Genomic DNA, 25,967 nt, shown 5'->3' with positions numbered 1-25,967 from the left:
CTCGGTCACCGACAATGTCCCGTGATTCGATTGCGACACACCACGCAGACCACCCGGAGGCGCGGTGAACGAATTGCTGCCGACCCTGCCCGCCTACGCCGCGGCCCACCTGCAGCTCAGCCTGGTGGCGCTGCTGGCGGGGGTGCTCGTCAGCGTGCCGCTGGGGGTGCTGGCGTCGCGGCACCCGCGGGCGGCCCGGCCGTTGCTCGCGGTGGCGAGCGCCCTGCAGACGGTGCCGAGCCTGGCGTTGCTGGCGTTCATGGTCCCGGCGCTGGCGGCGATCGGCGCGCCGAGCATCGGCTGGTTGCCGGCGGCGCTCGGGCTGTTCGTGTACAGCCTGCTGCCGATCTTGCACAACACGATCGCCGGGATGCGGACGATCGATGCGTCGATCCTCGAGGCCGCCGACGGCGTCGGCATGACGTCGGCCGAGCGGCTGCGTCGGGTCGAGCTGCCGCTGGCGCTGCCGGTGATCCTCGCCGGCATCCGCACCGCCGCGGTGTGGACCGTGGGCACTGCGACCTTGGCCACCCCGGTCGGCGCCCGGAGCCTCGGTCACTACATCTTCGGCGGGCTGCAGACGCGCAATTACTCGGCGATCCTGCTCGGCTGCGCGGCCGCTGCGGCCCTGGCGTTGCTGCTCGACGCGCTGGTCGGCCTGCTCGAGCTCGGAGCCCGTCGCCGTCGCCGCGGGCCGCTGGTGGCCGGCGCGCTCGGTCTCCTCGCGCTGGCGCTCGCCGCCGCGCTGCCGCAGCTTCGCGGCCTGGTGCGCGACGAGGTCCGGCCGCTGGTCGTCGGCGCCAAGCCGTTCACCGAGCAATACGTGCTGAGCCGGATCGTCGCCGATCACCTCGAGCGCGCGACGGGCACGCCGGCGACCACGCTCGAGTCGCTCGGCTCGACCGTGGTGTTCGACGGCCTGCGCAGCGGCGAGATCGACGTCTACGTCGATTACGTCGGCACCCTGCGCGCGGTGATCCTCGGGCGCACGGACGTGGTCGACTCGCGCGAGGCGGCGCTCGCCGAGGTGCGCGAGGCGCTGGCGCGCGAGGGGGTGACTGTCGCGGCGGCGCTCGGGTTCGAGAACACCTACGTGCTGGCGCTGCCGCGCGCGCAGGCGGAGTCGCTCGGCCTGACGCGGATCGGCGACCTCGCGCGTCACGCCCCGCAGTGGACGATCGGCGGCGACTACGAGCTGTTCCACCGCCCGGAGTGGCGGGCGATCGAGCAGGCCTACGACCTGCGGTTCGCGGAGGAGCGCAGCATGGACCCGTCGCTCCTGTACGAGGCGACCCGCACCGGCGAGGTCCAGGTGATCGTGGCCTACTCGACCGACGGCCGGCTCGACGCCTACGACCTGACGACCCTGGCCGACGACCGCGCCGCGCTGCCGCCCTACGACGCGCTGGTGCTCGCCGGACCGCGCCTCGTCGCCGACCACCCGGCCGCGCTGCCGGCCTTGCAAGCGCTGAACGGCCGCATCGACGCGGCGCAGATGCGGCGCATGAACGCGGCCGTCGACCGCGACGGCCAGCCCCCGGCCGCCGTCGCCGCGGAGTTCCTGGCCGCGATGAAGAACTAAATCTGTCTCTTAAAACATGTCATACTCGACCTGCGATACGAGCGTTGCGCGCGATTTCGCCCCCAAATTCCACCTTACCTAACCGATGCTTTATCTCTTTTGGCACTTTTAATCGGATAACATGGCTGAATGCTGAGTTTGAGCACCCCGCACAGCGCCGCCCTTCCCCGTACGACTTCCCCCGCGGCCGACCGCCCGACATGCTCATTCAGACATGTCTTTTTTAAACACATTACCCAAAGGTCATGTGCCGCGCTCACGGCGGTCGCCCTGAGCGGCTGCGTGTCGCGCCCCGGCGACTTCGAATCCAGCGCGACCGAGACAGTCGGCCCGTCCGGCGACCCCGGCGGCGGCCCGGCGACGACGGAGCCCGATCCCGGTACGACGACGACGAGCGCGACGACGCCGAACCCGACCACCGGACCCGGCGACGACCCCGTCACCTCGTCCACCACCACCGGCTCCGCCCCGTCGAGCACGACCCGCGACAGCGACGGATTCATCACGCCGCCCGACGGCGGCACCCACGGCCCGCACTGCGATCAGTGGGTGCAAGACTGTCCCGAAGGCCAGAAGTGCAGCCCGTTCGCCGACGACGGCGGCAACTCCTGGAACAACCTCAAGTGCGTCGACGTGGTGCGCGACCCGGGCGGCCTGTACGAGCCGTGCGAGAATTTCGGCGCGAATGCCAGCGGCGAGGACTCCTGCGACGTCGGCCTCCTGTGTTGGGAAGGAAAGTGCCTCGGCATGTGCACCGGCAGCCCCGACAAGCCGGGTTGCACCGACCCGGACGCGAGCTGCATCCTCACCTCCGAGGGCGTGCTCACCCTGTGCCTGCCGAAGTGCGACCCGCTGAAGCAGGACTGCGACCCCGGGCAGGTGTGCATCCCGTCCCCCTTCGACTTCGTCTGCGTCATCGACTCCAGCGGCGAGGACGGCCAGCTGTTCGACGAGTGCGAGTTCGCCAACGCCTGCGACCCCGGCCTCTTCTGCGTCGACCCGCAGCTGGCCAGCGAGTGCGACCCACAATTCGTCGGCTGCTGTCAGCCGTTCTGCGACATCACCCAGCCGAACACCTGCCCCGGCCAGGGCCAGGAGTGCCTGTCGTGGTGGGGGCAAGATCCGCCGCAGCCGGGCCACGAGAAGCTCGGGATCTGCGGCCTGCCCTTTTGAACATGCTCTTTAACACCTGTCCTCGGAGGCATATGTTCATGCCGCTCCGCACGCTCCCGCTCCTGGCCCTCGCCGCCTGCGCGCTGCGCCCGGCCGACGACTTCCAGGCCAGCGCGACCGAGGCCACCAGCACTTCGGCGGCCGCCACGTCGACCGGCCCCATCACGCCGACCTCCGAACCGGCCACCGGCATCACCGCGTCGCCGCCGCTGCCGACCACCACGGAGATCGAGCCGTCCACCGGCCCCTCGACGACCGGCCCCGGCGACACCACCTCGCCGTTCATCGTGCCGCCCGATGCAGGAGACTGGCTCGAATGCGACCAGTGGCTCGAAGACTGCCCCGCGGGCGAGAAGTGCATGCCGTACGCGAGCGAAGAGTCTGTCTTTTGGGACAGCACCAAGTGTGTCCCGGTGGCGCCGAACCCCGACGGCGTCGGCGAGCCGTGCGAGCCGATCGGCTCCTGGATCGGCGGCGAGGACACCTGCGCCGAGCACTCGATGTGCTGGACCGAGGACTTCGACGCCCTCGCGGGCACCTGCGTCGCCTTCTGCGACGGCTCGCCGGACGCGCCGACGTGCGCGCCGCCGGCGACGCTCTGCACCGTCTCGGGCTCGGGCGTGCTCAGCCTGTGCCTGCCGATGTGCGATCCGCTCGTGCAGAACTGCTCGAACGGCGACCTCTGCATCCCCGACCCGAACGGCTCGGGCGGCTTCATCTGCGTCCTCGACGCCAGCGGCGAGGAGGGCCAGGCGTTCGACCCGTGCGAGTACGCCAACGCCTGCGACCCCGGCCTCTACTGCGTGCTGCCCGAGCTGGCGACCGAGTGCGCGCCCGAGCTGCTCGGCTGCTGCCTGCCGTTCTGCGACCTCGCCGCGGCCAACACCTGCCCGGGGCAGGATCAGGTGTGTCTGCCGTGGCTCGAGGAGGGCCAGGCGCAGCCGGGCTTCGAGGACGTGGGCATCTGCGGCCTGCCGATGCCGTGAGGCGTGGAGGTGCCCGGCGTCAGCCGCGGCGCCTGGCCGCCTTCTTCGCGCCGGCGGCGGCCTTCGTTCCGGGCGCCTTCGCCGGAGCCCGCTGCTTCACCGTCTTCGCGCTCGCGCCAGACTTCGCGCTCGCGCCCGCCGCCTTCTTCGTCGCGCCGGCCTTCGCGCTCGCCGACTTCGTCGCCGCGCCGGCCTTCTTCGTCGCCTTCTTCCCGCCGCGAGCGCCCCCGAGCCTGGCACCCGCCGCCTGCTTCGCCCCCGCGCCGGCCTTCTTCGTCGCCTTCTTCGTCGCGCCGGCCTTCGCGCTCGCCGACTTCGTCGCCGCGCCGGCCTTCTTCGTCGCCTTCTTCCCGCCGCTCGCGCCCCCGACCTTGGCACTCGCCGCCTGCTTCGCCCCGCCGGCTCTCGCCGCTGCAGTGCCCGCCCCGACCTTCGCGCCCGCCGCCTGCTTCGCCCCGCCGGCCTTCTTCGCCGCCCCGGCCTTCGCGTTCGTGGCGTCCTTCCTCGCCTCGGCCTGCGCGGTCGCGCTACCTGGCCCTTGCGCCATGCCCTTTCGCCCAGGTCCCTTCGCACCTGTCCCCAGCGCCATGCCCTTCGGGCCACCTCGCTCCACCAGCGCCGACAGCTTCTTCGGCGCCACCGCGCGGTAGCTCTCCTCGAGCCAGTCGGCCAGCAGCGCGATCGGCAGCGCCGCGTCGACGGGGAAGCTGGCCGTCACCCACCCGCTCTTGCCGAGCCCGTAGCCGGTCGGCGAGGCGAACGGCAGCAGCAGCGCCGCGCCGTGCGACGCCGGCAGCTTGAGCGACAGCGTCAGCGTGCCCCCCTCGCCGCCCATGAACAGGAACGCCTTGCCGCGGACCTTCACGGCCGTGTGGCCCCACGGGAACTCCTCGACCGTCTCGGGATACGCGAGCGCGAGCGCCCGCATCTGCTCAGCCCCGGAACCGACCGCCTGCTTCGTCATGTTCGATGCTCGCCTCGCGCGCGTTTTCACCCCTGAGGTCTCACGCGCCGCCGGCCCTGTCAAGCGCCTGCAATTCGCTACCATCCGCGGCGACGGCCCCGCCATGCGCCCCAAGCACAAGTTCTACATCGACACTCACAAGGGCGCCAACGCCCTCGCAGTGCTGGCCCTCATCGCCTGGTACGACGCCTGGCACAACGAGACCGCGTGGATCTACCTCGCCCTCCACGGCACCTACGGGCTGCTGTGGATCTGGAAGAGCCGGCGCTTCCCCGACAAGCAATGGGAGCAGGAGGTCAGCCACGGCTACGGCCTCCTCACGTGGATCTCGCTCACCCTCTATTGGGTCGGCCCGTGGATCATCGTCCGCGACGACCTCCACGCCGCGCCGTGGCTGCTCGCGCTGTGCGTGGCGATGTGGGGCGTCGGCGTGTTCCTCCACTTCGCCGCCGACATGCAGAAGCACATGCACCTGAAGCTCGCGCCCGGCACCCTGCTCACCGACGGCCTGTGGGCCCGCTCGCGCAACCCCAATTACCTCGGCGAGCTGCTCATCTACGCCAGCTTCTGCCTGGTCTCGCGCCACTTTGCGCCGATGCTGGTGCTCGGCGCCATGTTCTTCGGCGTGTGGCTGCCCAACATGCTGAAGAAGGACGCCTCGCTGGCCCGCTACCCCGAGTTCGCGGCCTGGAAGGCGCGCACCAGCCTGATCATCCCCGGCCTCCTGTGATCGCGCGGTCGAGCCGACTGCCACCATTTCGCGCCCATCATGAATGCGAACACCGGGCCGCCCCCGCTCGGGTCGGCCCGGCTCCGCCCCGCCCCCGCGACTGACTACGGGTCGACCGGCAGCCCGCTCGGCACGCTGAGCGGGATCAGGTGCGAGAAGTCGGCGCCGTTGTCGTCGCTCAGCGAGTGCAGGAACTGCACCAGGTTGTCGAGCGCGAACGGCCCGCCGATGTTCACGGTGTAGAGCAGCGGGTCGACGCCCTCGGCGATGATCGCCTGCCGGTTCTCGAGGAACTGCGAGTGCATCGCCACCTCGTCCACGCTCTCGGTGATGTCGTAGCCGAGCAGCGCCAGCACCGGGAATCGGTAGTGGCGGAGGAAGTCCTTGATGTCGTTGTAATGGCTCTGCCGACCCCACGGCCCGGTCAGCATCACGTTGCGCAGCGGCGGCGTGCGCCACGCGTACTTGTCGTCCGGGTCGCCGGAGATCCGCATGCGCCCGAAGTCGTCGAGCCCGCCCGGCCCGTCGCCCGCCGGCACCGTGTCGCCCGGCCCGAATTGCGGCTGCAGCGTCTTGTGAAAGTCCTCGTCGGTGAACGCGTTGCCCGCGTGGCACGACGTGCAATTGCCCAGATCGGGGTCGAGGAAGCGGCGCGCGCCCGCCAGCTGCTGCAGCGACAGCGCGTCGTCGTCGCCCGGGATGAGCCCGCCGGTCGGGTCGATGCGGCCGACGAACCGGTCCCACGGAGTGTCGTTGGAGAAGAACGCGCGGAACTCGTAGGCCGCGATCGCGTTGCCGGCGTAGGCGAAGTGCATGTCCTCGAACGCGACGCCGGGGTAGGCCGCCTCGAACATGTCGACGTACTCGGGGATCGCGCCGAGGCGCTCCATCATCTTGCCCCACGCGCAAAGCATCAGCTCGAACGGCGGGTTGTCCTGCGGGCATTCGGTGGTGAAGTCGTTCTCGCCGGGGAAGCCGAGCATCTCCTGGTCGGTCACCTGCGGCATCATCGCCTGCCCCGCGGCGGCCTTCATGTTGGGGTCGAAGGCCTCGTCCTGCCAGTCGAACGGGACGAACGGCGCGCCGAGCGGATACACGTAACCATCGGCAGCGAGCGGCACCTTGTGGTCGACCGCCAGGCCCTTCTGCAGCTTGTGCAGGTTCCACAGCGGCTGCGTCGTGCGCCCGCCGACCGCCGCGCCGACCCGGTCCGGCCCGATACCGACCCCGTGGACGCCGCGATTCATCGTCAGGCGATCCGTGGTGGCGAGCCGCGGGTGGTGACACGTCGAGCACGACACGTCGAGGTTGCCGCTCAGGATCTTGTCGTAAAAGAGCGCCTCGCCGAGCTCGAACAGCTCGTCCGACACCGGCGCCGGCGGCTCGAGCGGCTCGATGCCGTTCTCGTCGATCAGGTCGCGCACCTCCGCGACCAGCAGGCTCTTGAGCAACGAGTTCGGCGTCGACCCGCTGCGGAACTCCTCGGCGTCGTCCAGCGCCACGTCGACGACCACGTCCGCGGTCTCGCTCACGTCCTCCACGTCGCACGCGAAAGCCGTGACCATCGACACCCCCAAAACCGCCACAACACGATGATTCAGCATGATGCCTCCCCAGGCAGGATTTCGCCGCGTCGCCATCCCCACAGGCCACGCGCCGATGTTCACTTGTCTGACACTGTTTCACCCGGCGAAAGCCGCCCGCGCGACCTTCACCCCTCGCGCTTCACCGCACACCCTCGCCGCGGCCGCCACCACCTCCCGCCTCGCACGACCCTCCGCGGCCGGTCCAGAGCCCGATCCTCACACGATCTCACGCAGCGCCCCCGCCGTCAAGGCACGCCCAGGGTGCTACCATTATTTCGCGCATTATTTCGCGCATTATGTCGCGGGAGGAGCGGCCTTTGCCCGAGCGCGCGCCCCGTCCCCATCCTCTTCGACGTCTTTATGGTCCTTCATGACGTCTTCGGAGAAATCCTTCACGAAATCTTTCATCAGGTGCGAGCCAGAGATTGCCTACATGGGCCCCGAGGACCCGCTGGCTCGCGCGAGCCATCCGTGAACACCTCATGGCAGGGACGAGCTCGGCCGCACGATCGGCGTTCTTCGGCGGCGTTTCTCGGGATCAAGCGGGGGAGCCCGCCTGACCCTCGTGTGCATGTCCCTCGGGCGAGCCATTGCCCGCATTCGCGACCTGCGCCTGTCTGACTCTCGCCGCTGTCATCTTGTCGGATTCAGCGCCGGCGGGCTCGCCCGCTCCCACATGACGCGCGATCCGCAAATGCTGGCATGACGTCCGACCTGCACGAATTCGGACCGTCGCTCGCGCCCGGCGCTCCCCGTCTCGCAACGACGCATTGGCGTCGCGGGCCGCCGAACGGATCTCGAAAAAAATCTCTCGGCTCTCTCGACTCGTCGGCATGAGTCACCGCCCTTTCTCGCCGCCTCGCCCGCGCCGGCGTACACCGTTTTTTTGCGCGCGAGCGCGACGTCGCGTCCTCTGCCCGCGCTGTGCGGCTTTTGGCGCACATCCGCACCTGGGACCGCTTCGCGGGAACAGCAGCTTGTCTCGCCGCCGACGGCGGCGCCACTCCAAATGAGACGAATCATCGATATCGGCGCAGCCTCGCGAAGGAACGCCGTTCGACCGCCATCACGACCCTCGCCATTCGCCGATTGCGCGAGTCGCGGGCCACTGTCGGGACCTCACCCAGCGCGATGTACGGGCTCAGGGTTCGAGGTCGCGATGTGTGAAGCGTCGCTTGCCGGGGCCATAATCGCCGGCGACCTGCCCGTGGCCGCGCAGCAGCCAGCGGTAGGTCAGCAGGCCCTCGGCGCCGACCGGCCCGCGAGCATGCAGTTTGCCCGTCGAGATCCCGACCTCTGCGCCGAGCCCGAAGCGATAACCGTCGGCGAAGCGGGTGCTCGCGTTCCAGAATACGTCGGCGGCGTCGACCGCCGCGAGGAACCTCTCGGCGGCCGCCGAATCGCCGGCGACGATCGCCTCGGTGTGCTTCGACCCGTATCGGTCGATGTGGGCGAGCGCGTCCGCTTCATCCTCGACGCGCCGGATCGCCAGCACCAATGCCCCGTACTCGTGGCCCCAATCTTTCTCACTCGCGGCCGCCAGCTCCGGGTGACGCGCCCGGGTCCGATCGCACCCGCGCAGCTCCACCCCGCGCTCGCGCAGCGCCGCCACGCAGGCGTCGAGCGCCGCCTCGGCCCCGCTCTCCCACAGCAGCGCCTCGATCGCGTTGCACGCCGCCGGATAGCCGCACTTGGCGTCGACCGCGATCGTCGCCGCCATCTTCGGGTCGGCCGAGGCGTGGACGAAGAGGTGGCACACGCCCTCGGCGTGGCCCATCACCGCGATCCGGGTGCTGCGCTGGACGTGGCGCACGAACTCGTGGCCGCCGCGGGCGATGACCAGGTCGAGCACTCCGTCGAGCGCCAGCATCGCAGTGATGTCCTCGCGCTGCTCGAGCAACGTGATCGCCGCCGGCGCGACGCCGTGGCGCTGCAGCGCCCGCTGCATGAGTTCGACCAGCGCCCGGTTGCTCTCGCGCGCCTCGCTGCCGCCCTTCAGCAGCGCCGCGTTGCCGCTCTTCAGGCACAGCCCGCCGATCTGCGGCGCCGCGTCGGGCCTGGCCTCGAACACCACGCCCACCAGCCCCAGCGGGCTCGGCACCTGCTCGAGCACCAGGCCGTCGTCGAGCTCGCGGCGCAGGCGAGGCCGCCCCAGCAGCTCCGGCGTCGCCGCCAGCTGAGCGAGCCCGTCGGCCACGCTGTCGAGCTTGGCCGCGTCGAGGCCGAGCCGCTTGAGGCGCGCCGGGTCGAGCTCGCCCGCGGCGGCTGCGGCCCGCGCCGCCGCCACGTCGGCCGCGTTGGCGGCCAGCAGGCGCTCGCGCTCGCCCGGGTCGGACAGCGCCGCCGCCACGTCGCGCAGGAGCGCCGCCCGGGCCGGCCCGCTCAGCGCCGCCAGCTGCCGCCCGGCCGCCCGGGCCGCCAGCGCCAGGGCCCGCACGTCCACCTGTCCCTCATGACCTGTCGCTTGCGTCATGTCCTACCCACCATGTTCTTGGGAACATGCCCTGATCGACCTGTCCAAGAATACATTCTCATCCCTCGGCCGACGCCGAGTGATCGGCCGAGGACGACCTGCTCTCTGCTCTGTCCTGGGGAACATGTCCCGATCGACCTATCCAAAAGAATCATCGTCAGACCTCGGACAGCGCCAGGTTGTCGCGGCCGACCACCGCGTCGTAGCCGCAGAAGCCGAGGATGCTGGCGATCTCGCTGCTGTGGCGGCCGACCAGCCGGCGGCACTCCTCGGACGAGTAGTTGACGAGCCCACGGCCGTGCACGCGGCCGCTGCCGTCGCGGAGCTCCACCAGCTCGCCGCGGGCGAACTCGCCGTCGACGTGGACCAGACCGATCGGCAGCAGCGAGGCCTTGCGCTCGCGCAGCGCCGCGATCGCGCCGTCGTTGACGACCAGGCCGCCTCGCGCCGGCCCGCCCGAGGCGATCTGGCGCCGATGAGCCGAGCGCCGCTGGGCCGGCGGCACGTAGGTCCCGCGGTCCTCGCCGGCCAGGGCGGCCACCAGCGCGCCGGGCAGGTGGCCGCTGGTGATGAGGACGCCGATGCCGGCCTTGCTGGCCAGGCGAGCCGCCTCGAGCTTGCTCGTCATCCCGCCGGTGCCGCCGGCGGAGGTCCCGGCCGTGCGCGCCAGCGCCTCCTCGCTGACGTCGGCGAGCTCGCCGATCCGCCGCGCCTCGGGGTCGGTGCGCGGGTTGGCGGTGTAGAGCCCGTCGACGTCGGTGAGGATGACCAGGAGGTCGGCGTCGATCGCCACCGCCACGCGGGCCGACAGGCCGTCGTTGTCGCCGAACTCGAGCGCCGGCCCGGAGGCGCCCTGGCCGCGGCGGTACTCGATCAGCTCGCGCACGCTGACGCTGTCGTTCTCGTTGAGGATCGGCACCACCCCGAGCTCGAGCAGGCGCATCAGCGTGGTGCGCACGCACAGCGCCCGGTCGCGGTCGGCCAGGTCCTCCTGGATCAGCAGCACCTGGGCCGCCTTGACCCCGAGCTGGCCGAACAGCTGGGTGTAGAGCGCCATCAGGTGGCCCTGCCCGACCGCCGCGCAGGCCTGGCGGAGCCCCAGCGAATCTGGCCTCTTGGCCAGGCCGAGCACGCGCTGGCCCATCCCGACCGCGCCGCTGCTGACCACGATCACCTCGCGCCCCTGGCGGTGCAGGTCGCACGCGGCCTCGACCAGGCTCGAGAGCCGCCCGAGCGCCAGCCCGGCCTCCGGATGGGTCACGACCCCGGTCCCGAGCTTGATCACGATCCGCCGCGCCGCGGCCACGTCCCGCCGATTCATCGCACCGCCCTCTCGCACCCCGCGCCTGCGCCGACAATGATCATAGCTCCGACGCGGCCCACGAGGCGCTGTCCAGTCATCGCCGGCGGAAGTTACCACAGCGGCCGCTCCCCGGGTCAGCGAACGCGCGACGCAACTCACGGCAGTCGCCGCCGGCGGCGAGCGCGACGCAGCAGCGCTCCTGCCTCCGGCGCCGGGTCCGTGGGCGCGCGTGAGCCCGCACGCCGTTCCCCGGCCTTGGGCCGCTCTCACGATGCATCTCGCCCGGACGGGACGTACCGCGCAATTTTTCCGGGGCCGGCGGTTACTCCGGCCGTATGCTCGCATCGATCATGCTCCGACGGCTCGTCCTCCTGACTTGCGCCGCCGCCGTCGGCGTCACCACGGCGACCACCGCCTGCGTCCAGGCCTGTAACGACGTCGGCTGCGCAGGCGGCTTCGAATGGACGGGCCGCCCCGCCGGGGACGCGACCCTGACCCCGGGCGCGTACGTGCTCACCGTCACGCTCGAGGACGACAGCTACACGATCGACTGCCAGGTCGGCGCGACCTACGAGGACAGCGACTGCGGCGAGCCGATCCGCGTCAGCGGCGAGGTCGCGTGGTCGCTGGAGCTGAGCCTGGCGCAGGCCGACCCCGACGAGTGGGCTCCCACAAGCCCAGTCGGCGGCTTTTACCTCCGGATCGCCGATACCTCCGGTAGCGAGGCCGATGGCAGCTACAGCGAGACGCGCGGGCCGCCCCAGGTGACGATCGCCATCCGCCGCGACGACGCGCCCCTGACCGCCGTCGACTACATGATCGAGTACGTCCGCGACGGCGACTATCGCGGCGATCCGGCCTGCGGATTCTGCGACGAGGCCGAGGCCCGCACCCACGAATGGTAGCACCGCGGCCTTCGCCATCGTCCCGTCACGGCACCGGCGTGTAGTACCAGGTGTCCTGCGCGGATTGATTGAACCGCCCGCCGTAGAGGAACGTGACGCCGCGGGTGGGCAGCCACAGCATCCCGTGGCCGAAGCGGGCGTCGGGCTCCCAGACCGGGCGGAGGAGGGCGGTCCAGGTGGTCCCGTCCCATTCGTAGGTCTCGTAGTCGCTGTCGCCGAGCGTGCCGGAGCGGCCGCCGAACATGATGATTCGGTCGCGCACGCCGTCGTGGACGATCTGGCTGGCGCCGATGCCGACGGGCGCGTCCTCGTGCTGTTGCCAGGCGCCGCTGCCGGGGTCGTAGGACCAGAGCTGCGCGCTGCCGTCCAGATTGGGATAGCCGGGGTCGGGCCAGCCGCCGAATACCATCATGCGACCGAGGACGGGGTTCCAGGTGGCTGCGTGGTGGTGGCGCGCGCCGGGTCCGCCGGCGCTGGGCAGCTCGCTCCAGTCGCTGCCGTCCCAGGCCCAGAGGTCGGCCATGACCGTCTGCGCGAGCTCGTCGTGACCGCCGTAGACGACGATCTGCGAATGCGCGGGGTCCCAGACCATCGTGTGCCCGGCGCGCGCGGTGGGGCTGTGCGCGGGCGTGCGCTGCGTCCATGCGCTGCCCTCGTAGGTCCAGGTCTCGGCGAGCGGCGGAGCGAAGCCGGAGTCGGGGTAGCCGCCGAACAGCACGACCTCGCCGGCGAGCGGGTCGTAGGCCATCGCGGCCATGTGATGGCCGAAGCCGCCGGGGTGGCCGGCGGTGTCGATGTCTCGCCATTCGACGCCGTCCCACTCGACGGTCATCTTGTAATCGCCCGGGGTGGGCAGGCAGGAGTACGGCTGGCCGACCTGCAGGCAGCCGCCGAAGCCGACCACCACGTCGCGCGCCTCGTCGTGGGCCCAGGCGCCGAAGATCCGCAGGCTGGCGTCGCCGAGCGACTTGGGGCGCAGCCAGATCGCGTCGCCCTCGGTCTTGTCGGCGTCGACGGGCCCGGGCATCGCGTCGACGTGCACGCACCAGCGCTCCAGCACGACCTCGTCCTCGGAGAAGCCGAGGTCGCGGACTCGCAACGTCCACGGGCCGCCGGTGTCGCGGCCCGCGAACACGCCGAGGTCGCCGTCGGGCTGCACCGTGCCGGTGATACCCTGTCCTTCGGGACAGGTGTCGCCGATCGCCTGGCCGCCGGCGGCGTCGAAGGTCGCGCGCACGTCGGGGCCCTGGTCGCACTGGCCCCCGGTGTAGAGAGCGGTGAATTTCTGGGCGCCGGCGAGGGTGAGGTCGAGCTGGGCGGCGTCGGGGGTTCGCACCTCCACCTCGACCCGCACCGCCGCGATCGCCTGCCCGCCGGCGAGCTCGATGGTGTCCTCCAGGCCGGCGAACGCGCCCGGCTCGACCACTGCGTCGAGGTCGTGGCAGATCGTCTGGTCCATGGGACCTGTCCCGGTGGACATGTCCTCGGAGGTCGTGCTGGCGGTGGCGCCGGGCTCGGTGGTGGTCGGGGCGGCGCCGTCGCTGGCGGTGCCGTCGCCGGAGCTCGCGGCGCCGGTGCTGTCGGCCTCGGGCAGGCAGCGGTCCTTGTAGCAGTGGAGGCCGGGCCCGCAGTCGGTGTCGGCCTTGCAGGCGCAGCCGCTGCCGTCGGCGGCGCACAGACCGGTGCCCTCGTCGTTGCAGGCCGGGACGAGGCTGAGGGCGAGGAGGGCGAGGCTGGCGGCGCGCATTGCGGGCGAGTGTGCCACGCCCGGTCGCGGTGCACCGCTCGTGCGGGTGTCTCTCGGGGCAGCTCGTCGCCGGCTCGCTGGAGCCGGAACCTCGTGGCTGTTCCAGGCAAGCCCGAGTCAGGTCGGGGTGCACCGGGGGGCACGTCGTGGATCCTCGGCGGTGATGTTTCTTCGCCCGTCCCCCGCAGAGGTGATGGTCGGCTGTGCGAGGATGCGGCGCATGAGCGCATCGCGGGCCGTCGTCCTGGGACTCTTCTCGGCGTTGATCGCCGCGACCTGCAACTCCGGCGGCGGCGACGAGTGTGCGGCCGGCAGCGACGGCTGCCCGTGCGACGCCGGGGGCGGGTGCGCGGCCGGGCTGGTGTGCGTGGCCGGATGGTGCCAGGCGGAGCCCGACGAGACCGGCGAGCCGGCGACGACCGGGACGAGCGCTGCGACGCCGACCGAGGGGGCCGGCAGCACCAGCACGGGCGAGACTGCGAGCTCCGGCGCCAGCGGGGCCACCACGAACGAGACGACGACCGCGACGGACCAGCCGACGAGCCCGAGCTATCGCTGGCACAAGCTCGTCGAGGCCGGCGAGGCGCGCGACGTCCAGCTGACGCCGGCGGGCGAGCTGGCGGTGGTGGGCTACGTCGAGCGGACGATGTACGACCGCGACGCGTGGCTGGGCGTGCACGCGGAGGACGGGGCGCTGCTGTGGGAGCGCACGTTCGACGGTGAGGACGGCGCGGGCGACGAATTCGAGGACGTGGCGATCGACGCGGCGGGCAACATCACCGCGACCGGCAAGCAGGACCTGTCGGTCGGCTGGGACGACGTGCTGACGATGACGTGGGGCGCCGGCGGCGACGAGCTGCACGTGCGCGGCTACGGCAACGAGTTCCACCGCGACGACGTCGGCCACGGCGCGGCGGTCGACGCCGAGGGCAACGTCTACGTGTGCGGCTATTTCACGTACATGGACAACTTCACCGGCACCAATCTGGCCTATACCACCCGGTACGCGGATTTCAGCGGGCAGGACTGGTTCCAGTATTCTGGGCTGCTGGAGGACGTGCAATACGACTGCGAGACCGGGCCCTCGGGGTACTTGATCACGGTCGGCCGGCGCGGCCCGTTCGCGTCGATCCAGCGGTTCGCGCCCGACGGCGACAGCGTGTACCGGGTCGAGTGGGGCGACGACGGCGCCGACTCCACGGTGCCGCGCGGAGTGACGATCGATCCGTCCGACGAGGCGGTCTACGTCGCCGGCTACAGCAGCGGCCTGGGCGTGGGCACCCGGCAGTGGATCGGCCGCTGGGACTTCGCGGGCGACAAGGTGTGGACGCTGGCGCCGGCGCCCACGGGAGCGGCGGCGCAGGCCCACGACCTGGTGATCGACGCGGGCGGCTGGCTCCGCGTGATCGGCTCCGACCAGATCGACGGGACATGGGCGGTGGCGATCACGACGCTCGGCCGCGACGGCGAGGAGCTCGACCGGGTGATCTGGAGCCCGCCCGAGGGCGAGGTGCGGGCGCTCGGCGCGGCGACTCGCAGCGATTCGCTGTACGTGGTCGGAGGGACAGGTGCGGACGACCAGGGATCGCAGATCTTGTTGGCCGAGTTCGGAATCTGACAGCACCCGCGCGGTGGCCTCGCGCCACCTCGGCCTGAACGTCGCCGAGCTCCCCGAGAGCGCTCCGCCACGGCCGTCGAAGACCGCGAGCCGCGACCGTTTGAATTTCGGGAGTCCCCGTGCGCGCGCGAGGACATCGAGCTCGGCGCTCTCCGAGGACGCCTCGCGATCGTTCCCGACCCTCGTGCTCGACCCGCGCCGCGCAGGCCGACACCGACGCCGCGTTCGTCACCGTCGTCGTCGCGCAGGCCGGCTCCGCCTTCGGCATCGATCCCGCCACGGACGTCTGTCGGACCGACACCTCGACATCGGACGGGGTCCGGACGCGTCCCGGCACGCCCCGCCCGGGCAACCTATCCCGAGGTCGCCGTCGACGAGCCGGCCGCCGGGTTCTCCGGGCGACGTCGCCTCGTTCGAGCCGGCGCCACGGAGCGGCCGCTGCGCAGGCCCTCGAGCCTCGGGTGCTGCCCCTGTTCGACGCGAGGCGATGCCTACGCAGTGATCCGCGCCCCATCGAGCGGCGGCGGCGGCCACGGCCGGTTGCGGGTACACCTTCGACACACCGGGCTCAGCGATTCGCCGAGCCCGTCACCCGACGCTCCCACGAAGCTCGACCTTTATCGGCCCCTCGCCTTCTTCGGCCCCGCTTCCTTATATCGTCAGCCTCGGCTCGAGGGGCGCCCGGCGAGTTCGGCACCCGCTGGCGCAGTGGGGCGTGTTCCTGACGCCCGCCGAGCACGCCACCCATTGGCTCGACCGTGAGACGCCGGCGACGGCGGACAGCCGGGCGGCAGTCCCGGCCGCATCGCGGTCCCGCCTCGAGCCGTGGACGAGGTCCTGCTCGAGCGGATGTGCGGCGGGCTGCGCACGTCTCACCTGCAGCCTCGATCAGCACCGTCCCGAGGCCGCGGCGATAGTGACACCGAGCGAGCGGACCGCTGAGCCCGCCGCAATGCCGGGGCGGGAGCGCGAAGCCTCTGGTCCTGCGGCTCGGCGCTCCCTGCACATACAATCCCTGCACATTAGATTTCCCTGCACATGCAATCAGCCCCTGCATTGAGGGTGACCGCTGACATGTGACAGGCGTCATTACCGACTGAAATTTTTGTTAGCCACTTCACAATTCAACAATGTAAACCCAGCCCCATCCCGCCGATTGAGAGACCCAAGGACGCCCGCCTGGGGTTTCACAGTTTGTGTTGACATGCAGCGGATGGGCAGGCTATGTGCGTGCGTAACCACCGACTTGGGTGTACGTACAAGCGTAGCCTCTCGAGAACGCTGTCAACCGCAGTCCCGGGCCCCCATGGGGTCCGAATACGGTGACGTTTGAATTTCGCGGCCGTTTCGCGGCTAACCCCGGGCAAGAGGGCAAAATGCGCAGGAGTGCTTGGATCACCATTTTGGGTGCCGTGGCTGCACAGGCGGCGGTCGTCTCGACGGTCGAGGCCGGGCCGAGCGACGCGGTGCTGGTCGGAGTCGTGCGAGACGCGAGCACCGGCGAGGGCATCGAGGGCGCTCTGGTCATCGTCACTGGTGAGAAGATCCAGGGCGAGCGCACGATGACGACCGGCGTCGGCGGCCTCTACCGTATTCCCAACCTGCCGCCCGGCACCGTGGACGTGACCGTGTTCGCCAAGGATTACGGGGCGGGCAACAAGCGGGCGGGCCTGCAGCTGCGCGCGGGCACGACGGTCCGCGTCGACGTATCGCTGGTCCGTTCGGGCACGCGCGAGGTCATCGAGGTCAACGTCGCGGCGCCGACGATCGACATCGGCAGCAGCGCGACCGGCCTGTCGGTCGACCGCGAGATGGCGCAGCGGGTCCCGATCGCCATTCCGACCGGCAAGGGCGCCGCCAATCGTTCGTTCGAGGCCATCGCCGAGGCCACTCCGGGCGCGCGCAACGACACCTACGGTACGAGCATCGCCGGCACCACCTCGCCGGAGAACAAGTACTACGTCGACGGCCTGTCGGTGAACGACCCTGGCTTCGGCCTCAACGGCACCGGCCTGTCGATGGAGTTCCTCGAAGAGGTGCGCATCGAGGCCGGTGGTTACATGCCGGAGCACGGGCGGTCGACGGGCGGTGTCATCAACGCCGTCACCAAGAGCGGCTCCAACGAGTTCCATGGCAACGTTTGGGCCTACTACACGCCCGGCCAGCTCGAGGGTCGGCGCGAGATCGCCCGCCGCGAGGGTGACGCCATCATCACCGAGCGCAACCTCGGCTGGATCGGCGACGCCGGCTTCGACATCGGCGGGCGCATCATCAAGGACAAGCTGTGGTTCTACGGCGGCGTCAGCATCGCCCGCACCGTCTACGACCTGACCAGCTCGTGGAACCGGGTGGTCGTCGACAACGACGGCAACGCGGTGATCGACCCCGAGACCAAGTTCACCGCCACCGAGCGCATCGCCGGCACCACCCAGCGGTTCAAGGCCCAGGGCACCACGGTGCAGGCGCTGGGCAAGCTGACCTATTCGCCCAACAAGCGCAACACGCTCGAGCTGCTGGCGATCTACGCCCCGAGCATGTCGGGCGGCAACGGCACCTTCGGCATGAACGCCCAGACGGGCCAGCCGGAGACCTTGAACCTCGTCGGCGACTACGGCGCGCTGGCCCGCAAGTACCGCGACAACTCCACCGACCTGCAGTTCAAGTGGAACTGGCGCGACGAGGAGGGCAAGTGGAACTTCGACACCATCCTCGGCTGGCACCATCAGCTCAACCAGCGCAACGCGGTCGACGGCAGCCGGGTCGGCGACACCACCGGCCTGGCCGGCACGCCGAGCGTCGTCTATCGCCAGACCAATAACTTCTACGACGCCGACGGCAACCTGCTGCAGCCGGGCATGCCGGGCTACCGCGAGTTCCACTCGCTGACGGACCTCACGCCGCTGCCGTCGGGGGCGCCGGCCGGGGCGTGCGACCCGATGACGTACAACTTCATGGATCCGACGACGATGGACGCGCAGACGCGCACCGTCGTCTGTCCGATCCGCCAGTGGACCGCGGGCGGCCCCGGCCTCCTCTACGACCGCCGGCTCGACCGCCTGCAGGCGCGCGAGATCGTCACGCGGCTGGCCCGCGGCGCCGGTCACCACGTCATCAAGTTCGGCGTCGACTTCGAGTACACGCAGTACAACAGCAACCGCGGCTACAGCGGCAACCAGATCTACCGCGAGGCGGCGAACGGCACCAACTTCGCCGACTTCCGCATGTACTCGTTCCTCAGCGCGCCTGACGAGGCCAACGTCATCCGCAACCTGAATTGGAACGTCATGTCGACCACGATCGGCGGCTTCATTCAGGACAGCTGGTCGATCATGGACAAGGTCACGCTGAACGCGGGCCTCCGCTACGACGCCCAGCACTTGTTCAGCGGCGACCGCACCCTGGCGATGGCCCTGCCGAACCAGTTCTCGCCGCGCATCGGCCTGATCTGGGACCCGACCTACAACGGCAAGGCCAAGCTGTTCGCCAACTACGCCCGCTTCTACCAGAGCGTCCCGCTCAACCTGGCCGACCGCGCCGGCACCGGCGAGCCCGGCCTGCAGTCGTTCCACAACGCAGTCGGCCCCGGGGCGTGCAGCGACCCGCTGGCCCCCGGCGCCAACGAGCCCGGCGGCGCCTGTACCAGCGACGCCAATCGCCTCCTGATCGGCGGGCCCACCGATCCCGACCAGCGGTGGGCCCTGGCCAGCGCGGGCAAGACCCCGATCGATCCGCGGCTCCGGCCGCAGTCGAGCGACGAGATCGTCGCCGGCGGCGAGTACGAGATCATCACCGACACGCGCCTCGGCGTGCAGTACACCCACCGGTGGATCCACCGCGCGATCGAGGACATGAGCCGCGACGAGGCGGCCACCTATTTCATCGGCAACCCCGGCTACGGCATCGCCAAGGACTTCCCCAAGGCGAGGCGCGTCTACGACGCCGCGGTCCTGTTCATCGAGAAGCGGTTCGCCAAGCACTGGATGATCACCGGCAGCTACACCCTGTCGTGGCTGCGCGGCAACCTCGCCGGCCTGTTCCGCCCGGAGACCGGTCAGCTCGACCCGAACACCACCTCCGACTTCGACCTCATCTCGCTGCTCGAGAACCGGACCGGCTACTTGCCGGGCGACACCCGTCACTCCTTCAAGGTCTTCGCCGCCGGCGAGATCGTGCTCGGCAACGGCCAGCTGCTGCGGCTCGGCGGCGCCCTGCGGGCCCGTTCGGGCGGTCCCACCAATTACCTGGCGTCGCACGTCCTCTACGGCTTCGACGAGTCGTTCGTCCTCCCGCGCGGCAGCGGCGAGCGGTTGCCGTGGAACTTCTCGATCGACCCGACCATCGGCTACACCAAGATCCTGCGCAAGGACCTGCGCATCACGATCTCGATGGACGTGTTCAACGTCGCCAACTTCCAGCAGGTCCTGGCCATCGACGAGCGCTACACGTTCGACGAGGTCAACCCGATCAAGGGCGGCACCGTCGAGGACCTGGCGAAGGCCACCACCACCGCCGGGACGCCGATCACGGTCAACCCGAACTTCGGCAACCCGACCCTCTACCAGCAGCCGCGGCAGTTCCGCTTCGGCATCCGCCTGTCCTTCTGATCGATGAGGTCTTCGATGCAGCCCAGCAAGCGCCCGCACCTCCGCGCCCTCGTCCCCTGCGCGCTCCTCCTCGTCGTCGGAGGCAGCTGCACGCAGCCGACGATGAACTGCACCACCGCGCACCTCCCGTACGCGGCCAAGTACGAGCTCACCTCGGGCAACCCGATGTCGCCGTGCGCCCAGCAGAAGGGCGACATCCTCGGCATGCAGACCTACTTCGCGACCGGCGGCATCAACGGCACCGCGAAGTTCAGCGACCCATCGGCGGCGATCCGCCCGCAGTACTCCGGGCTCCTCATCGCCGAGGCCCTGAACTACCCGGTCGACGTGCCCGGCTTCACCGGCGAGAAGGGCGTCGAGCACTGGCCCAACGCGCTCGGCGACTTCGAGAGCGGCTCGCCTGACGGCGACGACCTCTGCCACGTCCCGCAGCTCGGCCCGGCCACGTTCACCCGCCCCGAGCTGCCGGCGGTCGCCGACGACCCCGCGACCGAGGATGACGAGACCAAGGCCGTGAGCCCGCCGACCACCGTCTCCTACGAGTGGACCGACGTCCGCTGGCTCAACACCCCCGACGCCCAGGGCACGCAATTCGAGGCCGACCTCAAGTTCACCCAGGACGGCTGCACCGCCGAATACCACGTGGTCGCCGTCTCGCCCGCGGTCGAATGCGCCGCCGACGAGGACTGCACCCTCACCGGCAACGGCCTCAACCCGGACTTCGCGGTCGAGTGCGCCACCGACATCGGCCTGTGCGTCCTCGCCAAGCCGATCCCCTCCTATGAATAGCGAACGCGGAGCGACCACCATGCGACGTCCGTCGAATCACAGCACGATGCGCAGCCTCCAGATCGCCGCCACCGCCACCGCCCTCCTGTTCGCCCAGGCGCCCGCGTTCGCCCAGGCCCCGCCGGCGCCCACCAGCCCGGCGCCCCCGTCTCCGCCTGCGCCCGCACCCGCGCCGTCCCCCGGACCCGCGCCGGTGTCACCCGGCCCGGCCCCCGCGCCGGTGACCAGCCCGGCCCCCGCGCCGGAGCCCGCGCCCGCGCCCGGCCCGAGCCCCGACCCCGGCGCCTGGAACCCGACCGGCGAGCCCCCGCCGGTCGAGGCCCCGCCGACCGAGCCCGCCCCGCCGGCCGAGCCCGCCCCGCCGGCCGAGCCCGAGGCCGCAGCCCCGCCGCCGCCCGTCGGCCCCGCTCCCCCGCCCGCGGCCCCCGTCGACACCGCGCAGGCCAAGAAGATGCGCGCCGCCGGCGTCGGCACGATGATCGCCGGCGGGGTCATCTCGCTGGCCGGCTTCGCAGTGACCCTCGCCTTCACCTTGCGCGGCAACAAGCTCGAGAAGGACCTGGTCGGCGCCGAGGACGCGTATCAGCTGGGCGACTGCAGCCGCGTCGACTCGAGCGAATGCGCCGCGCGGACGGCCGAGCGCGACGACATCCGCCGGGGCATCCTGAACGCCGATCGCTCGACCGCGATCGGCGGGGGGATCCTCGCCGGCGGTATTCTGGTCACCGCGGTCGGTGGAATCATCTATCACGTCGGCGTCAGGCGGCTCACCAACGCCAACGTCTCGCGCCTGCGCGTGACCCCGACCTTCGGCGGCCTGTCGATCTCCGGCCGCTTCTGAGGCGCCTTCGAGCGTCCACACACGCCGGCGCGGTCGCGCGCGGTCGCGCGCGGGGGCACGGAGCGGGCATACTCGCGCCGTGCTCTACGCCATCCTTTGCTACAACGACGAGAAGGTCGTCACCTCGTGGACCCAGGCCGAGGACGACGCAGTCATGGCTCGACTCGCGGTAGTGCACGACCGGCTCACCGCCGAGGGCAAGCTCGGACCGGCGGTCCGCCTGCGGCCGACCGGCGCGGCGAAGACCCTGCGAAAGACCCAGCCGCCGGTCATCCTCGACGGGCCGTTCGCCGAGACCAAGGAGCAGCTGCTCGGCTTCTACGTCGTCAATTGCGAGACCCACGACGAGGCGCTCGCCATCTCGCGCGAGCTGGCGAGCGCCAACCCCGGCGGTTCGTACGAGGTGAGGCCGGTCTCGCTGTTCTTGCCCGGCCATGAGATGAGCTGAACGCGGTCCTCGCATTTGCTCGGTGCCGACCCCAGCCGCCGTGAATGCGCGGCGCGGGCGCGCGGGCTCTCGTCGCTTTGGCCTGCGGTGCCAGGGTGAATCGAGGCGGGTACGAGACGGCGGACAGCGTCACGCGCCGGGACCGAGCAGGTCCCAGCGATTGCCGGCGACGTCGAGGAACACGGCCACGCGACCATACGGCTCGCTGCGAGGTCGGGTCACGAATTCCACGCCAGCCGACACCATGCGCTCATACGTGGCGTCGAATTCCTCGACCCGCAAGAAGAAGCCCACCCGGCCGCCGCATTGCTGTCCGACGACCGGCTTTTGCTGCGCTCCGTCGGCGCGGGCGAGCAAGATCCCCGTCTCCGCTCCCGGCGGCCGCACGACCACCCACCGCTTCGGGCGCCCGTCATTGGTCTGTGCTCGCGAGTCCTCGACCAGCGTGAAGCCGAGGACGCCGACGAAAAATTCGATGGCGGGATCGTACTCGTCGACGACGATGGTCACGAGCTCGAGGAAGGGCATGCCCGGAGCATGCCCGTACGCAGGCAGGTCGCGCGTCCTTCGAGAGCGCCCGCACACGGGCGATAACTCGCGGACGGACTTCGGCTAGGACCTCCGGGTGCTGCGCACGGCCATGAACGTGAACACCAGGAACCCGAGGACGCCGCCGCCGATGTACGGGTAAGTGTTCGACTCCTGGCGGCGCGAGTCCCGGATGGAGTTCGTGTGGGTCTCCATTGTAATCATCGCCCATTCGAACCGAGAATTGTCTGCGACCACGACGTCGCCATGCTCGTCGTACTTCACCTGGGAGAGGTCGACCTTCGCCTGCTCGAGCTCGTCGCGGGAACGGGCGATGTTCTTCTGGACGCGCAGGTAATCGCTGAAACCGACGCCGGCGACGCCGAGGGCGACGAGCGCGAGCAATCCGGCGGCGAGGGTGGTCATCGTGAAGGTGCGACTGGCTTGGTTCGGGGACATCTCGCGGGAGAAGGACGATCGCTCCCGGCCCAGGTCGCAGCGAAAATTGCGATCGCCCAGCACCTATCGGCCTATCCACACATGCAGAACCGGCGGTCCCGGGGTTGCACCGCCTCGCGCGGCGACGCGGCTCCGGCGTCAGCGGACGATCTCGAACATCCCGTCGATCCGCGCGATGAAGATCGGCAGCGACCACTCGCTGCCCTCGGCGGCCCGGCCGCGCAGCGCGGGGCGGCCGTCGCGAGTGCGCGGCTCGACCACTCGTCCGTGGCAGCACAGGCGCAGCTCGAGGTCGTCGGGGCGCAGCGGCTCGACGGACCAGGCGCCGTCGGCCGCGAGCGCGGTGAACTGGTCCCTGAGCTCGGCCTGCGCGGCCTCCGGGGTCGTGTCGCACAGCGGCGCGACCTCGGCGAACTTGATCTGCTGGCGCGACAGCAGCGAGCTCATGTCGCCGACGGCGAGGTCGGCGTGGACGACGTCGAGGAACATCAGCAGCTCGGCGATGGTCGCGGCGTCGAGCTGCAGGCGCGGCGCCGACTGCCACGCCCAGGTCGGCCCGCTCGGCAGCCGGAACGGGTCCGACAGCCGCAGCGGCAGGACGAGCGGAGCATCGTCGGGGTGCGGGGTGAAGTCGATCTCGTCGAGGACCTGGTCCTCTCCGGCGGGGACGACCTCCCCGAGCTCGCCGACGCAGCGCTGGACGATGAGCCGCCGCGGCGACAGCGGGTCGCGGCAGGCCGTCGGCGGCGCGACCGCGTCGATGCGCACCGCGAGCTCGTTGTCGCCGGTGATCAGCCACTCGCTGATCGGCGGGGTGGCGGTATAGGGGTCGCCGAGGGGCGTGCGGGCGATCGGCGCGTCGTTGACGAGGATCTCGCACGCATACCCGTGGACGGAGATGTTGAGGTAATCGACGGTCGGCATGCCTCACCCGATGATGGTCCGGTCGATGAGCCCGTACTTGCGCCACATGGTGACGTTGCGGGTGACGCTGAAGAGGAGCCGGCTGCGCGCGGTGAAGGTGCCTTTCCCTTCGGACAGCTCGAGCTTCGTCTTGAGCTTGAAGGGCGCGAGCTCCATCTCGTCCTTGCCCTCGAACCCGGCGTTGATCCGGCCGACCACCTCGACCCAGTCGCCGAGCGCGCCGCGGACCCCGAGCTCGCCGCCGATCTGCACCCCCGAGCTCAGCGTCGCGGCCGGGCCGTCGCCGTCGGGCTCGGCCTCGCGGGTGGCGCTGAACTTGGACTCGCCGGTGATGGCCCCGTAGATCTGGGCCCGCGCGCCCAGCAGCTCGATGCCGAACGCGATCTCGAACTTGACGGAGACCACGGTGAGCGAGACCTCGAGCTTGTAATATTGAAAGACGGTGTGGTCTTTCTTCCACTCCTTGTAGCCCCATTCGTACTCGAGGCTCCCGCTGAACATCTCGGCCTCGACGGTGAAGGTCCAGCCGATCCGCGGCATCCGGTTGGCGAGCGACCGGAAGAACTCGATGAGGCTCATGATCTGCCGGCGCAGGTCGACGATGGTCTCGATGAACTCGGCGACCTTGATCGATTGCGACCAGTCCTGGCCATTGTGCGTGAAGGTGAAGCTGCGGACGGCGGTCGCCCCGGCGCTGCCCGGCGCCTCGCCCTCGCTGTAGCGATCGCCGCTGAGGTCGCGGCCGCCGAGAGTGGCGAGGGTCTGGGTCTGGGTGACCGAGCCGTGGCGACTGGCAGAGGTCTGGGTCTGCCGGTACATGTATGAGTTGTCGGTCGCGCGGGTCTCCTCCCGCGTCGTGTCCGAGGTCCGGCCGTAGGGGCTCGTGTTGGTGACCGACCGCGAGGTGCCCTGGACGCGACCCTCCCTGTAGTCGGACGAGGCCGTCTCGGCCCGGCGAAACGCGGGCAGGTTCAGCGAGAGCTTGAAGGTGTCCTTGGGATAGACGGCGATGGTATGGGTGAAGCGCCGGAACGCGTGCTGCTCCTGCCGCGCGCCGCAGGCGAGGATCTCGAGCTGCCACGCGGCGTGGCGCGGGAAGAAGAACTGCCGCAGGCCGGCGGAGAAGCCGAGGCGGTCGAGGTTGGCGATCCGGTTCTCGAACCAGTTGGGCTCGTAGTCGACCTCGACCTCGTGGGTCGGCCCGCGCAGCACTCGCGGCGGGCCGATCACCGCCGGCGGCGTGAGGGTCATGGCCGGGTGGTCGGGGTGAAAGCCGGGGCCGCCCGAGACGGTGAGCGTGACCTTGTCGCGCCCCGTCACCTCGAAGCGATCGGTGACGAACTCGCGCAGTCGGTTCGGCGAGCGCACGAGGTTGTTCGACCGCTGACCGGTGGCCGCGTCGAGCGTGAAGGTGACGCGCTGGATGTCCTCGCGCTGGTCGTAGACCCCGCAGTGCTTGCACTTGATCTCGACCTTGTCGTAGTCGCACGGCGGGTTCGGCGGCGGACGCCCCTGCTGGCAGGTCGCACATGGGGCCCCCGCCGGTTGCCCGGCGTTGCTGCGCAGGGCTGCGGGCTGCTGCGGGGTCGACGGGCGCGCCTGCGCGGGGGCCGGCGCGGACGCAGGTGCCTGCGCCGGCGCAGGTGCCTGCGCGGGCGCAGGGGCGGGCGCTTGCGCGGGCGCGGAGGCGGGCGCTTGCGCGGGCGCGGAGGCGGGCGCCTGTGCGGAGGCGGGCGCGGACGCGGGTGCTTGCGCCGGCGCGGGCGGACCCGCAGGGACCCGGGCGGGAGGTTGCGCCGGGGCCTGCGGGGGCACGGGTGCCTGCGCCGGCGCGGGCGGTGCCGCGGGGGCCTGGGGCGGCGCCGGCGGGGTCGGCGGCGCGGGCGGCTGCGGGGGGGCCGGCGGCCCGGCGGGCGGAGAACCTGCTCCTTGGGTCATGTCGTCACCGTGGCCCGGTGCAGGCACTCGAGCAGGGCCATGGGCTCGGGCCAGCGGCGCAGTCCGTCGAGGTCGTGGAGGACTGCGAGGGCGTCGTTCGAGTCGGCGAAGCGCTCGTCGAGGCGCGACGCGACCTCGAGGTGACGCAGCAGCGAGAGCTCCTCGACCAGGCCGAGCTTGAGGCCACGAACGATGCGCCGCTCGACCCATCCGTGCAGCGGGGCGTCCGCGACGGCCGCCCATCGCTCGGGGTGGACGCGACGGAGGTGCGCGCCGGCGTCGGCGGCAAAGCGCCGCCGCGACAGGGCCGCGAGGGCGTCGATCTGCGGGCGGCGGATCTTCAGCATGGTCGAAGAGACAGGTCGTCCC

General features: G+C 70.8%; 20 protein-coding genes. 10 read left to right on the top strand and 10 right to left on the bottom strand.

The annotated features are described in order from the left end of the window. Nucleotides 1–64 precede the first annotated feature (64 nt). From O0S08_RS01340 to O0S08_RS01330, 3 genes are all read left to right on the top strand, one after another. Nucleotides 65–1,582 (top strand): ABC transporter permease/substrate-binding protein, encoded by a 1,518-nt coding sequence (locus O0S08_RS01340; protein ID WP_269037112.1) that lies wholly within the window; start codon nt 65–67, stop codon nt 1,580–1,582. 282 nt (nt 1,583–1,864) lie between these two features. Then, the gene (locus O0S08_RS01335; protein WP_269037111.1) at nt 1,865–2,755 is read left to right on the top strand and encodes a hypothetical protein; all 891 of its coding nucleotides are present in this window, start codon (nt 1,865–1,867) and stop codon (nt 2,753–2,755) included. Between the two features lie 38 nt (nt 2,756–2,793). After that, entirely contained in the window at nt 2,794–3,741 is a 948-nt protein-coding gene (locus O0S08_RS01330) for a ribulose phosphate epimerase (protein WP_269037110.1), read from the top strand. A gap of 19 nt (nt 3,742–3,760) precedes the next feature. Here the strand turns inward: O0S08_RS01330 and O0S08_RS01325 are convergent, their stop codons facing one another. Beyond that, entirely contained in the window at nt 3,761–4,705 is a 945-nt protein-coding gene (locus tag O0S08_RS01325; RefSeq protein ID WP_269037109.1) for an MmcQ/YjbR family DNA-binding protein, read from the bottom strand. 103 nt (nt 4,706–4,808) lie between these two features. Here O0S08_RS01325 and O0S08_RS01320 point away from each other — a divergent pair, with 103 nt between their 5' ends. After that, nucleotides 4,809–5,435, top strand: a complete 627-nt coding sequence (locus O0S08_RS01320; RefSeq protein ID WP_269037108.1) for a DUF1295 domain-containing protein — start codon at nt 4,809–4,811, stop codon at nt 5,433–5,435. Between the two features lie 104 nt (nt 5,436–5,539). Here O0S08_RS01320 and O0S08_RS01315 read toward each other — a convergent pair whose 3' ends face one another. From O0S08_RS01315 to proB, 3 genes are all read right to left on the bottom strand, one after another. Next, nucleotides 5,540–6,967, bottom strand: coding sequence for a cytochrome-c peroxidase (locus tag O0S08_RS01315; RefSeq protein WP_269037107.1), 1,428 nt, complete (start codon nt 6,965–6,967; stop codon nt 5,540–5,542). Between the two features lie 1,195 nt (nt 6,968–8,162). After that, complete coding sequence (locus O0S08_RS01310; RefSeq protein ID WP_269037106.1) at nt 8,163–9,494, bottom strand: glutamate-5-semialdehyde dehydrogenase; 1,332 nt, start codon at nt 9,492–9,494, stop codon at nt 8,163–8,165. A gap of 157 nt (nt 9,495–9,651) precedes the next feature. Next, nucleotides 9,652–10,815: a glutamate 5-kinase gene (gene proB / locus O0S08_RS01305; RefSeq protein ID WP_269037105.1), complete on the bottom strand. Its 1,164-nt coding sequence runs from the start codon at nt 10,813–10,815 to the stop codon at nt 9,652–9,654. A gap of 332 nt (nt 10,816–11,147) precedes the next feature. Here proB and O0S08_RS01300 point away from each other — a divergent pair, with 332 nt between their 5' ends. Continuing rightward, nucleotides 11,148–11,702: a hypothetical protein gene (locus O0S08_RS01300; protein WP_269037104.1), complete on the top strand. Its 555-nt coding sequence runs from the start codon at nt 11,148–11,150 to the stop codon at nt 11,700–11,702. Between the two features lie 25 nt (nt 11,703–11,727). Here the strand turns inward: O0S08_RS01300 and O0S08_RS01295 are convergent, their stop codons facing one another. Then, on the bottom strand, nt 11,728–13,449 hold the full coding sequence (locus tag O0S08_RS01295; RefSeq protein WP_269037103.1) for a Kelch repeat-containing protein: 1,722 nt from the start codon (nt 13,447–13,449) through the stop codon (nt 11,728–11,730). A 220-nt stretch (nt 13,450–13,669) separates the two neighbouring features. Here O0S08_RS01295 and O0S08_RS01290 point away from each other — a divergent pair, with 220 nt between their 5' ends. The 5 genes from O0S08_RS01290 (at nt 13,670) to O0S08_RS01270 (ending at nt 21,749) form a co-directional block, all read left to right on the top strand. After that, nucleotides 13,670–15,067, top strand: coding sequence for an NHL repeat-containing protein (locus O0S08_RS01290; RefSeq protein ID WP_269037102.1), 1,398 nt, complete (start codon nt 13,670–13,672; stop codon nt 15,065–15,067). A 1,412-nt stretch (nt 15,068–16,479) separates the two neighbouring features. Continuing rightward, complete coding sequence (locus O0S08_RS01285; RefSeq protein ID WP_269037101.1) at nt 16,480–19,671, top strand: TonB-dependent receptor; 3,192 nt, start codon at nt 16,480–16,482, stop codon at nt 19,669–19,671. A 15-nt stretch (nt 19,672–19,686) separates the two neighbouring features. Then, entirely contained in the window at nt 19,687–20,460 is a 774-nt protein-coding gene (locus tag O0S08_RS01280; RefSeq protein WP_269037100.1) for a hypothetical protein, read from the top strand. Between the two features lie 19 nt (nt 20,461–20,479). Then, the gene (locus tag O0S08_RS01275; RefSeq protein ID WP_269037099.1) at nt 20,480–21,301 is read left to right on the top strand and encodes a hypothetical protein; all 822 of its coding nucleotides are present in this window, start codon (nt 20,480–20,482) and stop codon (nt 21,299–21,301) included. Between the two features lie 79 nt (nt 21,302–21,380). Next, nucleotides 21,381–21,749, top strand: a complete 369-nt coding sequence (locus O0S08_RS01270) for a YciI family protein (protein ID WP_269037098.1) — start codon at nt 21,381–21,383, stop codon at nt 21,747–21,749. 129 nt (nt 21,750–21,878) lie between these two features. On the opposite strand, the gene O0S08_RS01265 is transcribed toward O0S08_RS01270, so the two are convergent. From O0S08_RS01265 to O0S08_RS01245, 5 genes are all read right to left on the bottom strand, one after another. Then, on the bottom strand, nt 21,879–22,277 hold the full coding sequence (locus O0S08_RS01265) for a VOC family protein (protein WP_371879526.1): 399 nt from the start codon (nt 22,275–22,277) through the stop codon (nt 21,879–21,881). 84 nt (nt 22,278–22,361) lie between these two features. After that, nucleotides 22,362–22,799, bottom strand: a complete 438-nt coding sequence (locus tag O0S08_RS01260) for a THO complex subunit 7 family protein (RefSeq protein ID WP_269037096.1) — start codon at nt 22,797–22,799, stop codon at nt 22,362–22,364. Between the two features lie 75 nt (nt 22,800–22,874). Beyond that, entirely contained in the window at nt 22,875–23,660 is a 786-nt protein-coding gene (locus O0S08_RS01255) for a hypothetical protein (RefSeq protein WP_269037095.1), read from the bottom strand. A gap of 3 nt (nt 23,661–23,663) precedes the next feature. Beyond that, complete coding sequence (locus O0S08_RS01250; protein ID WP_269037094.1) at nt 23,664–25,598, bottom strand: hypothetical protein; 1,935 nt, start codon at nt 25,596–25,598, stop codon at nt 23,664–23,666. Further along, the gene (locus O0S08_RS01245; RefSeq protein ID WP_269037093.1) at nt 25,595–25,945 is read right to left on the bottom strand and encodes a hypothetical protein; all 351 of its coding nucleotides are present in this window, start codon (nt 25,943–25,945) and stop codon (nt 25,595–25,597) included. Before O0S08_RS01245 ends, O0S08_RS01250 begins: the two co-directional genes overlap by 4 nt. Between the last annotated feature and the right edge of the window lie 22 nt (nt 25,946–25,967).

Source organism: Nannocystis punicea, from assembly GCF_026965555.1.
Taxonomy (GTDB): Bacteria; Myxococcota_A; Polyangia; order Nannocystales; family Nannocystaceae; genus Nannocystis; species Nannocystis punicea.
This window is presented reverse-complemented; position numbering and strand designations above follow the sequence as displayed.

Excerpts from the sequence above, each read along its gene's own strand:
- O0S08_RS01330 (WP_269037110.1), top strand. The coding sequence starts at position 2,794 with ATGCCGCTCCGCACGCTCCCGCTCCTGGCCCTCGCCGCCTGCGCGCTG.
- O0S08_RS01245 (WP_269037093.1), bottom strand. The coding sequence starts at position 25,945 with ATGCTGAAGATCCGCCGCCCGCAGATCGACGCCCTCGCGGCCCTGTCG.
- O0S08_RS01290 (WP_269037102.1), top strand. The coding sequence starts at position 13,670 with ATGAGCGCATCGCGGGCCGTCGTCCTGGGACTCTTCTCGGCGTTGATC.
- O0S08_RS01250 (WP_269037094.1), bottom strand. The coding sequence starts at position 25,598 with ATGACCCAAGGAGCAGGTTCTCCGCCCGCCGGGCCGCCGGCCCCCCCG.
- O0S08_RS01255 (WP_269037095.1), bottom strand. The coding sequence starts at position 23,660 with ATGCCGACCGTCGATTACCTCAACATCTCCGTCCACGGGTATGCGTGC.
- O0S08_RS01295 (WP_269037103.1), bottom strand. The coding sequence starts at position 13,449 with ATGCGCGCCGCCAGCCTCGCCCTCCTCGCCCTCAGCCTCGTCCCGGCC.
- O0S08_RS01300 (WP_269037104.1), top strand. The coding sequence starts at position 11,148 with ATGCTCCGACGGCTCGTCCTCCTGACTTGCGCCGCCGCCGTCGGCGTC.
- O0S08_RS01320 (WP_269037108.1), top strand. The coding sequence starts at position 4,809 with ATGCGCCCCAAGCACAAGTTCTACATCGACACTCACAAGGGCGCCAAC.
- O0S08_RS01275 (WP_269037099.1), top strand. The coding sequence starts at position 20,480 with ATGCGACGTCCGTCGAATCACAGCACGATGCGCAGCCTCCAGATCGCC.
- proB (WP_269037105.1), bottom strand. The coding sequence starts at position 10,815 with ATGAATCGGCGGGACGTGGCCGCGGCGCGGCGGATCGTGATCAAGCTC.
- O0S08_RS01280 (WP_269037100.1), top strand. The coding sequence starts at position 19,687 with ATGCAGCCCAGCAAGCGCCCGCACCTCCGCGCCCTCGTCCCCTGCGCG.
- O0S08_RS01310 (WP_269037106.1), bottom strand. The coding sequence starts at position 9,494 with ATGACGCAAGCGACAGGTCATGAGGGACAGGTGGACGTGCGGGCCCTG.
- O0S08_RS01265 (WP_371879526.1), bottom strand. The coding sequence starts at position 22,277 with ATGCCCTTCCTCGAGCTCGTGACCATCGTCGTCGACGAGTACGATCCC.
- O0S08_RS01325 (WP_269037109.1), bottom strand. The coding sequence starts at position 4,705 with ATGACGAAGCAGGCGGTCGGTTCCGGGGCTGAGCAGATGCGGGCGCTC.